Source organism: Parabacteroides sp. HGS0025, from assembly GCF_000969845.1.
In the GTDB taxonomy this organism is placed as follows: Bacteria; Bacteroidota; Bacteroidia; order Bacteroidales; family Tannerellaceae; genus Parabacteroides; species Parabacteroides gordonii.
In genome coordinates, this window is the sequence record NZ_KQ033910.1 from 1 (window position 1) to 10,633 (window position 10,633).

The following is a 10,633-nucleotide window of genomic DNA, read 5'->3' on the forward strand; positions in this document are numbered from 1 at the left end:
GGCAGGGCGGCGTCCGCGATTTCTGGAGTAAGATGCATCGAAAGAGAGCTCGTGTTTGCCTTTTTCAAAGATATGCTTGTATGAGAATGTTGTTTCAAACATTCGCCTCAAATGATCAATGTCGTTCAAACGGTTGAAATGTGTAACAGTATTCGTATTGTCGGTTTGTGTACCTATAATTGACTGTTTATTATGCAACTCAGGTAAAACGCCTTTAAGTCCAAGCGAAATAACATCTTTCTTTGATGGTCTGACAGCCATCATGAATGTTCCTGTATGTGATGTGCTTAATTGACGAGAAAGCATCTCCTGTTGGACACGAATTTCATCCGAATAAAGAAATCGGTCAAGCGTGCTGTTTATATCATATTTGTCATATTTGCCATTATATCCGAAATCGAAATCCCATATTCCCTTAGAGTAATGAAGATTTAAGCCGCCGTTCACCGAATTGCCGAAATTGTAATTCAACATTACTCGCCCACTGAAACCTGCTTCGCCTCTGCGTTTGGTTACGATATTGATGATACCGCCTGTACCTTCCGCATCGTATTTTACATCAGGATTCGTAATTATCTCGATATTCTCGACATTGGATGCAGGAATCGAATTGAGGGAGGATAATGTAGTGGGAACTCCGTCCATCAAAACCAACGTATTTTTATTACCTCTTACATAGATGTTTTCTTCGTTGTCGATATTTATTCCGGCTTGACCTTTCAATACATCAGTAATATTTCCGGAAACAGCCGCAATGTTTTTAGCGACATTTATGGTTGTTTTTTCTACGCTCTGTTGTTTCTCGCTTCTTGTTCCGGTTACGGTGACTTCGCCTATGGACAATGCGGCAGGCTGTAGATGAATCGGCTCTGTCAGTTTTACATTTGAGCCGTTAATTTCAAATTGTTTTATTCCATTCTTGTAGCCCACAAAGCTGGATCTGAGAAAATACCTACCGTTACCCAAGTTGTTAATTGTAAACACACCCTGCCCATTGGTTGAAACACCCGTAACAAGAGTACTGTCGGGAAGTTTGAAAATTGCAACCGAAGCGTATTCAATCGGCTGTTTTGTTTCCGCATCCAACAATTTTCCGGTTACAGAATAGGGTCTACTTTGACTAAAAGATGTCAAGGGAAGTGAACCAAGAAAAATAAATAGTATAAATGCTGAAAATTTTGCTGTTTTTTTCATCTTATGATAATCGCTGAATTTATTACTGCATTATTAGACAGCATTAAATCAATAATCTTATGCCTGAATGTTATTTTATATTTGAGTAGTCGATGCGTTTGGGCTTCATATTATCATCCAGAGCTGCGAAAACAAATACGCTTTCTACTACTTTTTCCCGATTCTGTCCGTACATTTCTTCGGCATATATCTCAACCTTAACTCTCAATTTAACCGCTCCGGCTTTTTCAATTTTCCCAACAATTTCTACTATGGAATTTGGATGTACGGTTTTCAGAAAGTATATATTTTCGGTATTGACCGTGAACATTTTCTGACGTGTGAATCTGGTTGCCGTAATATAGGCCACTTCGTCCATCCACTTCATTGCCTGTCCGCCGAAAAGGGTTTCATTCGCGTTTAACGTATTGGGGAATATGGCTTTGAATTGTCGTGTTTCGCTTCGCAATATTTGTTCTTCCATCATTGAAATTTTTGCAAAAGTAAGAATAATATTGAACATTTGTTCATAAATATAGTATATTTGTACGTCAAATAAATAATAGTATGCCGACAAAATCTCAAAAACCATTTTATAACGATAGCTCTGAGTTAATTCTAAGAGATTATTTAGCGATTGAACGAACTAAACTTGCAAATGAACGGACTTTTCTGTCTTATATAAGAGCATCATTATACATGTTGATGGCAGGTTTAGGGCTTACTGAAATAGAATTTTTCAAACATTTGGAATTTGCCGGATATATCGCCTTTGCAGTAAGTTTCGGCTTCCTTATAGTAGGTATTTACAGATTCTTTCAGGTTAAACGACGACTTAAAATGAAATAATAATCAGTATGAAAGTAGGTATAATTCGTTGCCAGCAGACCGAAGATATGTGTCCGGGCAACACAGATTTTAAAGTTGCAAAAGAAGGTAAACTTGCATTTGCAGAGATCGGCCCATCGGAGGTAATCGGTTTTATTTCGTGCGGTGGTTGTCCAGGCAAACGAGCGGCAATCAGAGCAAAGCTGATGGTAGATCGCGGAGCGGAAGTAATTGTTCTTGCTTCGTGTATTACTAAAGGTAATCCGATAGGGTTTCCTTGCCCGAACAGGGAAAATATGATAGCATCCATTCGCCGACTAATCGGAGATGACATTCTGATTCTTGATTATACACATTAACATATACAGTAATGCAAACACAAAAAATACCCGGAGTAAAGCATGTAATAGCAGTAGCATCCGGTAAAGGCGGTGTCGGTAAGTCTACCGTAACCGCAAATTTAGCCGTAGCGCTGGCTAAACAAGGGTACAAGGTAGGACTACTCGATGCAGATATATACGGGCCTTCTATCCCAAAAATGATGGGAGTTGAAGGGGAGCAGCCCGGAGTGACCGGAACACAAGGAGAAGAACGCATAATCCCTATCGAACAACACGGAGTCAAGATACTGTCTATCGGGTTTTTTCTACCTGCAAAAGATCCTGCAATCTGGCGCGGCCCGATGGCATCCAACGCCTTGAAGCAATTGATGAATCAGGGTCAATGGGGTGAGTTGGATTTTCTATTGATCGACCTTCCTCCGGGAACGGGCGACATACATATCACGTTAATCAATGAACTCCATGTAAACGGAGCGATAATCGTCAGCACACCGCAACAGGTCGCATTGGCTTCGGCAATTAAAGGGCTGAATATGTTCCGAAATAAAGATATTCATATCCCGATCCTCGGACTTGTCGAAAATATGGCATGGTTCACTCCTGAACAACATCCCGATGAGAAATACTTTATTTTCGGTAAGGAAAATTGCGAAAAATTCGCAAAGGAAGAGGGACTTGAATTATTGGGAAGAATACCTGTCGTTCAAGGTATAAGCGAGAGCGGTGATGCAGGTGAGCCGGTAAGCATGGATTCCGACTCAATAACCGGAAAGGCATTCCATGCTTTGGCAGAGAAAGTGGTAACTTTCTCTTCAACAAAGAGATTTTATTATGTCAAAGATAATTGATGAACTGAAACAGGATTTACGCTTTATTGAAGGTTTGAAAGCGTGTATCAGTTGCGGAGTATGCACAGCTGTATGTCCTGCGGCGCAGTTCTATCAATATAGTCCACGTGATATAATGCTGACCGTCCAACAGGGCGATGAAGAGAAGATTGATCAGCTGCTCAAAAGCGATACGATATGGTATTGCGGAGAGTGTCTTTCATGTAAAACCCGTTGCCCGCGAGGAAATACGCCCGGTTACGTTATTCAGGCATTGCGTCAGCTTTCTCAGCAACGAGGTCTATTTGCTCAATCACGTTTAGGACGACAACAATTAGAGGTAAAACGCATCATTGGCGATACGATGCTCAAAAGAGGATATTGTGTTTACGTGGACGATGTGGAAACAGACTATCACCCCGAACAAGGCCCTGTATGGGATTGGTTTCGTAAACATACAGCAACCATATCACGCCGCATCGGAGCGAATTATGACGGAGAGGGTTCCGGCTCGATGCGCCGCATTGCCGAAGAAGATATGGCGGAACTTCGAGCTATCTTCGAGGAAACAGGAGCGATGGAACGTTTTGAAACGATTGAAAAATGGATTGCAAATGAACAAGAATAATAACCGTAAATGGCAGGACTACCAGAAAGAGATTGCCGAAGATGATTACTACTATGCGCGAAGCTGTATAAGGCAGAATTTCTTTCCCGGTTCCGAAGAAACATTCTTACGCATACTTCGGGAGGTGTTGGGTAAAAACGTTTATGACGATCCGCACCAGACTACCTGTACCGGCATTGCATACCATTCGGGAATCGTACCGATAGAAACTACGATGACTGTCGTTGCGCGTCAGTATTCGTTGATGAATGATGCGGGATACAGGAATTTTATACCCTCATGCGTAACATCGTTCGGTATATATACGGAAATGGAAGATGCGTGGAAACACTTCCCGGAAACGTTGGATAATACGCGAAAACAGTTACACTCATCAACCGGACGGGAGTTTGAGCAACCCGAAAACCTTGTCCATACGAGCGATATAATTTATAAATTCAGGAACGAAATAGCTGCCAAAGCAAAATACAGACTGATTAACAAAGAAACAGGTGAACCGTTGAAAGTGGTCGATCATGTAGGTTGTCATTATGCAAAAATATTTCCGAGCAAAGGCGTTGGCGGAGCAGAGTTCCCCAAAGTTTTAACCGGAATGATTGAGGCTTGGGGAGGAGAGGTTGTAGATTACCCCGAACGCCGCCATTGTTGTGGATTCGGTTTTCGTAACTATATCGTGAAAGAGAACAGGGCTTATCCTTTGTCGAACAGCAAATTGAAGTTTGACTCAATGAAGCCTTATCAACCCGATTTTATCGTTACGAATTGTCCCGGTTGCACATTCTTTCTCGACCGCTGGCAGTATGTGCTTGCCGAAGCCGAGGGCATAACGTATGGGGAAAACGGATACGGCATACCTGTACTGACATATGAAGAGATGGCAGGCTTGATATTGGGTTTAGACCCGTGGGAAATGGGGATGCAGCTGCATCAGGTCAGCGTAGAATCGCTACTGGATAAAATAGGTATTGAATACGATCCCCATGCAAAATATCTTGGCGGAAAAATGGAATATCTCGGAGCTCCTAAAGAACCTAAAGTTCTAAAGGTGTAGCTTCTAAGGAATGAATTTTGCAGAACACATAAATGATTAAACCATAAAAAATATAGATATGAAAGTAAATGCAGAACTTAACTGGAAAGGCGGAATGGCTTTCGATGCGGAAGTGGATGGTCATATAATACCGCTTGATGCCGATGCCACTGTCGGCGGAAACAACGCAGGGCCGCGTCCTAAGAAACTACTGCTTGTAGCTCTGGGTGGTTGCACAAGTATGGATATAGTATCGATTCTTAAAAAAATGCGTGTAGAGGTAGAAAAATTTTCGGTAGAAGTCGAATCTTCACAAACCGAAGATGAGCACCCTTATGTTTATGAATTTTTCAAAATCATATTCCGTTTTGAGGGCAAAGGTCTTGAAGCGGAAGCGGAGAAGATTCAAAAAGCGGTAGCCCTCTCACACGAAAGGTATTGCGGCGTATCTGCAATGTTGTCGAAATCGGCACCAGTAACCTATGAAATAAAGATAAACGGCAAGTAACAATGCCTTTATATGAAAATCGGGAATTTTTCAATTCCCGTTCTTTTAATGCAATAAAAATTATTTACCAAGCTTCTTTTCAACCTCTTCTTTTGGTAATTTCTTCGTACAGAAAAACCAGTCGTAGCAGGTAACGCCCTCCTGAAGTCCTTCCATTCTCTCTTTTGCCACTCCGCATGAACCTGCCGTAGGAACAATTACATCATCGCCCGGACGCCAGTCGGCAGGTGTAGCCACACCAAAATTATCGGCAGTTTGCAGGGCAATAAGAACACGTTTAATCTCGTCGAAGTTACGACCCAGCGATAGCGGATAGTAAATGACAGCTCGAATAATGCCTTTAGGATCTACAAAAAATACTGCTCTCACTGCTTTTGTTGCACTTTCACCCGGTTGCAACATACCGTATTTTTTCGCAACCTCCATTGTGATGTCTTCGATTAACGGGAATGTTACCTCTACATTTTTCATTCCCTTGTATTCAATCTTCTCTTTGATTGTCCGAAGCCATGCAATGTGGCTGTATAGACCGTCTACCGATAATCCAACCAATTGGCAATTCAGAGCTTCAAAATCTTTACTCATTGAAGCAAAAGTCATAAACTCAGATGTGCAAACCGGCGTGAAGTCTGCCGGGTGACTGAATAATATAGCCCATTTCCCTTTGTAATCACTCGGAAAATTAATATCTCCCTGAGTTGTTACCGCTTTAAATTCCGGTGCCGCATCACCGATGCGTGGCATCCCATAAACCTGTGTTGTTTCCATGTCTATCATTTTTTTAGTGATTTAACTGATTATACTATCAAAAAACAAACCAATCAAACTATTTGTTTCACAAAAGTAATTATTTATTTTGAACATATGTTCATTATTGCTACATTTGCAAAGAATCATTAATAGATAATTATATGAAAATAGCAATTACGAGTACGGGTAACACTATGGATAGCATGATAGATGCCCGCTTCGGACGTTGTGCATGGTTTCTGATCTATGATACGGAAACCAAGTTGCACAACGTCCTGAAAAATCCTGCTGCGGAGGCAGAAGAAGGTGCCGGGCCTGCTGCGGTAAAGTTTGTTGCGGCACAAGGAGTACAAAAAATAGTATCGGGCGAGTTTGGTGTAAAGATCAGACCATTGCTCGAAGAGTTGGGGGTCGAAATGATAGCCAACAAAGAATCTGAAAAACGCGTAAGCGAAATAATCGAAATGTTTAACAACTAAAAATTACAATTATGCCAAATTTTGATGGAACAGGGCCAAATGGAAATGGTTCAGGACAAGGAAGAAGAATGAGAGGAAACTCTACGGGTAATCAATCGGGTCAAAGTCGCGAATGTTGCGGCAAAGGTCGTGGACAAGGACAGGGTCGCGGAATGGGACAAGGCAGAGCCCAAGGTCGTGGTTTGGGAAAATGTGCCGGCACTGCAAATACAGGGAACAATGAATAAGAAGATAGCTATCCCTGTCGAAGGAGGGCTTTTATGCGCCCATTTCGGCCATTGCGAACAATTTTATTTTGCAGAGATTGAAAACGGAGAAATCGTAAAAGAAGAAACAATCACCCCTCCGGAGCATCAACCGGGAGTTTATCCCGCATGGGTAAAACAACAAGGAGCGACTGTTGTCATTGCCGGAGGAATCGGCGGAAAAGCCAAAGACCTCTTTGCTAAGGAGTCAATCTCGATCTATGCCGGAATAGGAACCTCAGAGCCTCGCAAATTGGTGGAAGCCTTTATTGATGGTGCTTTATCAATTCTCGAAGGTACATGTAATCACGATCATGAACACCATAACTGCGGTCACTAATGAAAGTAGCGGTTGCAAGTGGTAAAGGAGGAACAGGTAAAACATTTGTTTCTACCAACCTCTTTCATACATTCAGGAGTATGGGTATCTCCGTGTCGCTGGCAGACTGCGATGCGGAGGTCCCCAATTCTTTGGCTTTTATCAACGCAATGGAGCATAAAAAGTCGGATGTCACACAATACCTGCCGATAATAGATGCCACGAAATGTAAGTTCTGTGGCAAATGTGCGGAATACTGCACCTATAATGCCATATTTATAGCTCCCGAAATGCAGAAAATACGTTTATTAGAGGACTTGTGTCACGGATGCGGAGCGTGCGAAGTTGCCTGTCCGAATTATGTAATAAAAGAGTCGTATAAAAATATTGGAAAGGTAACTACTTATAAGATAGACGGGAAAAAATGCTTTGTAGAGGGGCGCATGCTCCCCGGAACGAGCTCACCTGTCCCTATAATAAAGCAAGCTATTAAAAGTGCAGAAAAAATAAAGGCGGATTATTTGATTATGGATGCACCTCCGGGAACATCATGCCCATTTATCCAAACCGTAGCACAAGCCGATTTCGTAATTCTTGTAACCGAGCCTACACCGTTTGGATTGAGCGACCTGCGTCAAGCTGTTGATTCACTTCGGACATTGAACCTGTTGTTCGGGGTTGTAATCAATCGTGCCGGTGTGGGAGATCAAGCAGTTTATCACTATCTGCAAACTGAAAATATTCCTTTGTTGGCTGAGATCCCATTTGACAAGGAGATAGCTCGGCTATATTCCAAAGGCACTATCGTATCGGAAAAAATGCCGGAAGTAAAATCTGTATTTGAAAACATCGTAAACCAACTGAAGTATTATGGAAATAGCGGTAATAAGCGGTAAAGGCGGAACAGGCAAATCGAGCATAACATCTGCTTTTATAGCATTAGCCGGACAGGTTGTGGCTGTGGACTGCGATGTAGATGCTTCAAATCTACACCTGTTGTTAGACCCTGAAAAAACAGGAGAAGAGAAGTTCATTTCGGGTTATCATGCTGAAATAAATAAAAATCTATGTTACGAGTGTGGCAAGTGTGTTACTTACTGCAAATTCGATGCTTTGGGTTGGGATGGGGGTTCTGTTACTATAAATGAAGTGGCGTGTGAAGGGTGTTTTCTTTGTTCTCGTATATGTCCTGCACAGGCAATCAATATGATTCCATCCGACGACAGCCGTCTGTATTGGGGCGATTTCCGATACGGAAAAATGGTCTATGGAAGGCTTGCTCCGGGCGAGGAGAATTCCGGCAAGTTAATTAACAAATTACGCTCGAAAGCCCGTGAAATGGCAAAAGCGCACAATCTCGAAATCATTATACTTGATGGCCCTCCGGGAATAAGCTGTCCGGTTATATCTACCATTACAGGCGTAAATAAGGTGGTGATAGTAACCGAACCAACCGTTTCGGGCATGTCCGACTTACAGCGCACAGTAGAATTGGTGCGTAAATTCGGTGTCAGTATATATATTATCATCAACAAATACGACCTGAATACCAAAATAAGCGGAGATATAGATCTTTGGTGTGCCGGACAATCTTTACAGGTGATAGGTCATTTCCCGTTTGATAAAAGCATGGTTGATGCTATGATCGCAGGTAAAAGTATAATTGAATATACACCCAATGCGGAAATATCAAAGTTAATTAATGTAGCTTATATAAAAATTATTACATAGCGTTTTACATGAAAAAATACTTTGAAGAAACAGTAAGACTTATAGACATTGAATTAGAATCTTTTTCTATCGACACTTGTGATATTTCGACAGACGTGTCATTTAAACTTGTGGAGTTTTTGCACGAGAAATTAAATGATCTCCGGGATAAGTTTATTGATTATAAATTTACAAGCCAAGAAGACGAAATATGTTTTTTCAAAGAAATGAAACCGCTTATATTGAGTAGGTTATTGTATTTTAATAAGATTTACACCATAGAACTTAAACGTCCGAACGGAAGTAACATCAGTCAAAAAAGTTACTATGAGCATGAATTGGATAGCTTAACTTTCTTTTTTAATCGTAATCTCGACTTTTACCAATATTATCGTTCATGTTCAACTCATTTAGACGAATGCTATTTTTTAAGAGGTAAGCCCAATATAAGGCTTTGTGTAGATAGCTCCCAGTTTATCAGTGATCCTTTATTTTCAACTGGATACGATTATAAAGTTGCAAAAATTCTTTCAAATGAGATGTTGCGTATCTATTTGAACAAAAGACTTCAAGAAATAGACAAATTAACTGGATATACGAGTATTAACAAATCATCAGCAAAATACCGAAACAAATGGACAGCTCCCAAAGCGGCAGCCATAGAGTTAGGTTATGCTTTATATGCCGCTGGAGTTTTCAATAATGGGAGTATAGATATAAGGGATATTATGATGGGACTGCAAAATCTGTTAAATATTGACTTAGGTGATTACTATCGCACCTATGTCGCAATAAAGAATAGAAAAAAAGAAAGAACTGCATTTTTAAAACATCTTGCTGATTCTCTTGAAAAAAGAATGGATGAAGAATTTGACACATAAACAAATAACTTTATTTACGTCAAAAAACTACCAAGTTGATACCAACTTGGTAGTTTTTGTTTTTATACCCTTTTCGCTTTAAAATCGACAGAAAAATACTTTAAATCGTCCATTCTTTATTCTTTTTCGGTGTAAAATATCTCGAAAAATATTTTTACCAAGTTGGTATAAACTTGGCAATTTTATTGATTTCAGCAACCGACCTTTGCATTATCATTAAAAATCAGAGGCATGGAAGATGATAATATAAAAGATTTTATGCAGAAATGGTTCGAGCAATTCATGGGACGTTTCGACCGACTGGATAAATTTATGGATATTATGAGCGGACGGCATAATGTACTCAATGGCGAACGATTATTGGATAATCAGGACTTATGCCAAATGTTGAATGTTAGCAAACGGACATTGCAGCGTTACCGTTCTGCGGGAGAACTGACCTATATAACCATTCACCACAAAATTTTTTATACGGAGAAAAACGTAGAGAAATTCATCCGCGATCATTTTGAGGAAGGCAAGTATCGAGAGAATAAAGAACCATCCGATTAGTTTTTTGATTTATCCATTGTTAAGACCCCGTACTGTCGTGAGATAGAGCGGGGTTTGTTTTGTGTGCCGTGCATGGTTAATAACTTGGTGGTGTAAGTCCACTACGGGGGTAGATAGCGACCAACCGTTAGCCGAACAGCAAGGGTGTCCACCGCGAGGGGAATCTGAAAGAAGCTGTAGGCAAAATCCCGATCCGAGGAACACGAACATCATATAAGGCTCAAGCCGTAGGACGAGTTTGCAAAACAAAACAAAATCCTAAAGCTATCCGGATACGGCAGAGTAAATGGTGCGGATATATGGGATGAAAGTTATTAGCCTTACCAGGGGAGGTCTCACGGACGTGCGGACGTTTTTTTTTT

The 10,633-nt window shown here is 40.9% G+C and carries 15 protein-coding genes and 1 pseudogene; 13 read left to right on the forward strand and 3 right to left on the reverse strand.

Features of this window, described 5'->3' with window-relative positions; genetic code table 11:
• Positions 1 to 1,194, reverse strand: a 1,194-nt coding sequence (locus tag HMPREF1212_RS26130; RefSeq protein WP_046151756.1) for a TonB-dependent receptor, incomplete at its 3' end; no start/stop codon positions are given.
• A gap of 70 nt (positions 1,195 to 1,264) precedes the next feature.
• On the reverse strand, positions 1,265 to 1,657 hold the full coding sequence (locus HMPREF1212_RS26135) for an acyl-CoA thioesterase (protein WP_198293316.1): 393 nt from the start codon (positions 1,655 to 1,657) through the stop codon (positions 1,265 to 1,267).
• A gap of 83 nt (positions 1,658 to 1,740) precedes the next feature.
• On the opposite strand from HMPREF1212_RS26135, the gene HMPREF1212_RS26140 reads away from it, so the two are divergent.
• The 6 genes and pseudogenes from HMPREF1212_RS26140 (at position 1,741) to HMPREF1212_RS26165 (ending at position 5,335) form a co-directional block, all read left to right on the forward strand.
• Positions 1,741 to 2,022: a DUF202 domain-containing protein gene (locus HMPREF1212_RS26140; protein WP_046151757.1), complete on the forward strand. Its 282-nt coding sequence runs from the start codon at positions 1,741 to 1,743 to the stop codon at positions 2,020 to 2,022.
• Between the two features lie 8 nt (positions 2,023 to 2,030).
• Positions 2,031 to 2,360 (forward strand): CGGC domain-containing protein, encoded by a 330-nt coding sequence (locus tag HMPREF1212_RS26145; protein WP_046151758.1) that lies wholly within the window; start codon positions 2,031 to 2,033, stop codon positions 2,358 to 2,360.
• 26 nt (positions 2,361 to 2,386) lie between these two features.
• Positions 2,387 to 3,190: pseudogene (locus HMPREF1212_RS26150) on the forward strand (Mrp/NBP35 family ATP-binding protein); the annotation flags it as partial.
• On the forward strand, positions 3,174 to 3,797 hold the full coding sequence (locus tag HMPREF1212_RS26155; protein WP_052725134.1) for a 4Fe-4S dicluster domain-containing protein: 624 nt from the start codon (positions 3,174 to 3,176) through the stop codon (positions 3,795 to 3,797). The pseudogene HMPREF1212_RS26150 and the gene HMPREF1212_RS26155, both read left to right, overlap by 17 nt.
• Positions 3,784 to 4,848: a heterodisulfide reductase-related iron-sulfur binding cluster gene (locus HMPREF1212_RS26160; protein WP_046151759.1), complete on the forward strand. Its 1,065-nt coding sequence runs from the start codon at positions 3,784 to 3,786 to the stop codon at positions 4,846 to 4,848. The genes HMPREF1212_RS26155 and HMPREF1212_RS26160 overlap by 14 nt, the downstream gene beginning before the upstream one ends.
• Before the next feature lie 58 nt (positions 4,849 to 4,906).
• The gene (locus HMPREF1212_RS26165) at positions 4,907 to 5,335 is read left to right on the forward strand and encodes an OsmC family protein (RefSeq protein WP_046151760.1); all 429 of its coding nucleotides are present in this window, start codon (positions 4,907 to 4,909) and stop codon (positions 5,333 to 5,335) included.
• A 60-nt stretch (positions 5,336 to 5,395) separates the two neighbouring features.
• On the opposite strand, the gene HMPREF1212_RS26170 is transcribed toward HMPREF1212_RS26165, so the two are convergent.
• On the reverse strand, positions 5,396 to 6,103 hold the full coding sequence (locus HMPREF1212_RS26170) for a peroxiredoxin (protein ID WP_046151771.1): 708 nt from the start codon (positions 6,101 to 6,103) through the stop codon (positions 5,396 to 5,398).
• A 143-nt stretch (positions 6,104 to 6,246) separates the two neighbouring features.
• Here HMPREF1212_RS26170 and HMPREF1212_RS26175 point away from each other — a divergent pair, with 143 nt between their 5' ends.
• The 7 genes from HMPREF1212_RS26175 to HMPREF1212_RS26205 all read left to right on the forward strand — a co-directional run bounded on the left by HMPREF1212_RS26175 (position 6,247) and on the right by HMPREF1212_RS26205 (position 10,271).
• A complete protein-coding gene (locus HMPREF1212_RS26175) occupies positions 6,247 to 6,564 on the forward strand; it encodes a NifB/NifX family molybdenum-iron cluster-binding protein (RefSeq protein ID WP_046151761.1) in 318 nt (105 codons plus the stop codon).
• A gap of 11 nt (positions 6,565 to 6,575) precedes the next feature.
• Positions 6,576 to 6,791, forward strand: a complete 216-nt coding sequence (locus tag HMPREF1212_RS26180) for a hypothetical protein (protein ID WP_046151762.1) — start codon at positions 6,576 to 6,578, stop codon at positions 6,789 to 6,791.
• A complete protein-coding gene (locus HMPREF1212_RS26185; protein WP_046151763.1) occupies positions 6,784 to 7,149 on the forward strand; it encodes a NifB/NifX family molybdenum-iron cluster-binding protein in 366 nt (121 codons plus the stop codon). The genes HMPREF1212_RS26180 and HMPREF1212_RS26185 overlap by 8 nt, the downstream gene beginning before the upstream one ends.
• On the forward strand, positions 7,149 to 8,024 hold the full coding sequence (locus HMPREF1212_RS26190; RefSeq protein WP_046151764.1) for a P-loop NTPase: 876 nt from the start codon (positions 7,149 to 7,151) through the stop codon (positions 8,022 to 8,024). Before HMPREF1212_RS26185 ends, HMPREF1212_RS26190 begins: the two co-directional genes overlap by 1 nt.
• Complete coding sequence (locus tag HMPREF1212_RS26195; RefSeq protein WP_082100000.1) at positions 7,999 to 8,859, forward strand: ATP-binding protein; 861 nt, start codon at positions 7,999 to 8,001, stop codon at positions 8,857 to 8,859. The genes HMPREF1212_RS26190 and HMPREF1212_RS26195 overlap by 26 nt, the downstream gene beginning before the upstream one ends.
• Before the next feature lie 8 nt (positions 8,860 to 8,867).
• Entirely contained in the window at positions 8,868 to 9,719 is an 852-nt protein-coding gene (locus HMPREF1212_RS26200; RefSeq protein ID WP_046151766.1) for an RteC domain-containing protein, read from the forward strand.
• A gap of 231 nt (positions 9,720 to 9,950) precedes the next feature.
• Positions 9,951 to 10,271 (forward strand): helix-turn-helix domain-containing protein, encoded by a 321-nt coding sequence (locus HMPREF1212_RS26205; RefSeq protein ID WP_046151767.1) that lies wholly within the window; start codon positions 9,951 to 9,953, stop codon positions 10,269 to 10,271.
• The last annotated feature ends 362 nt before the right edge of the window (positions 10,272 to 10,633 follow it).

Bases quoted from the DNA above. Each gene is read 5' to 3' on its own strand.
- HMPREF1212_RS26175 (WP_046151761.1), top strand. From the start codon at position 6,247: ATGAAAATAGCAATTACGAGTACGGGTAACACTATGGATAGCATGATA.
- HMPREF1212_RS26170 (WP_046151771.1), bottom strand. From the start codon at position 6,103: ATGGAAACAACACAGGTTTATGGGATGCCACGCATCGGTGATGCGGCA.
- HMPREF1212_RS26185 (WP_046151763.1), top strand. From the start codon at position 6,784: ATGAATAAGAAGATAGCTATCCCTGTCGAAGGAGGGCTTTTATGCGCC.
- HMPREF1212_RS26200 (WP_046151766.1), top strand. From the start codon at position 8,868: ATGAAAAAATACTTTGAAGAAACAGTAAGACTTATAGACATTGAATTA.
- HMPREF1212_RS26195 (WP_082100000.1), top strand. From the start codon at position 7,999: ATGGAAATAGCGGTAATAAGCGGTAAAGGCGGAACAGGCAAATCGAGC.
- HMPREF1212_RS26180 (WP_046151762.1), top strand. From the start codon at position 6,576: ATGCCAAATTTTGATGGAACAGGGCCAAATGGAAATGGTTCAGGACAA.
- HMPREF1212_RS26190 (WP_046151764.1), top strand. From the start codon at position 7,149: ATGAAAGTAGCGGTTGCAAGTGGTAAAGGAGGAACAGGTAAAACATTT.
- HMPREF1212_RS26145 (WP_046151758.1), top strand. From the start codon at position 2,031: ATGAAAGTAGGTATAATTCGTTGCCAGCAGACCGAAGATATGTGTCCG.
- HMPREF1212_RS26155 (WP_052725134.1), top strand. From the start codon at position 3,174: ATGTCAAAGATAATTGATGAACTGAAACAGGATTTACGCTTTATTGAA.
- HMPREF1212_RS26160 (WP_046151759.1), top strand. From the start codon at position 3,784: ATGAACAAGAATAATAACCGTAAATGGCAGGACTACCAGAAAGAGATT.
- HMPREF1212_RS26205 (WP_046151767.1), top strand. From the start codon at position 9,951: ATGGAAGATGATAATATAAAAGATTTTATGCAGAAATGGTTCGAGCAA.
- HMPREF1212_RS26165 (WP_046151760.1), top strand. From the start codon at position 4,907: ATGAAAGTAAATGCAGAACTTAACTGGAAAGGCGGAATGGCTTTCGAT.
- HMPREF1212_RS26140 (WP_046151757.1), top strand. From the start codon at position 1,741: ATGCCGACAAAATCTCAAAAACCATTTTATAACGATAGCTCTGAGTTA.
- HMPREF1212_RS26135 (WP_198293316.1), bottom strand. From the start codon at position 1,657: ATGGAAGAACAAATATTGCGAAGCGAAACACGACAATTCAAAGCCATA.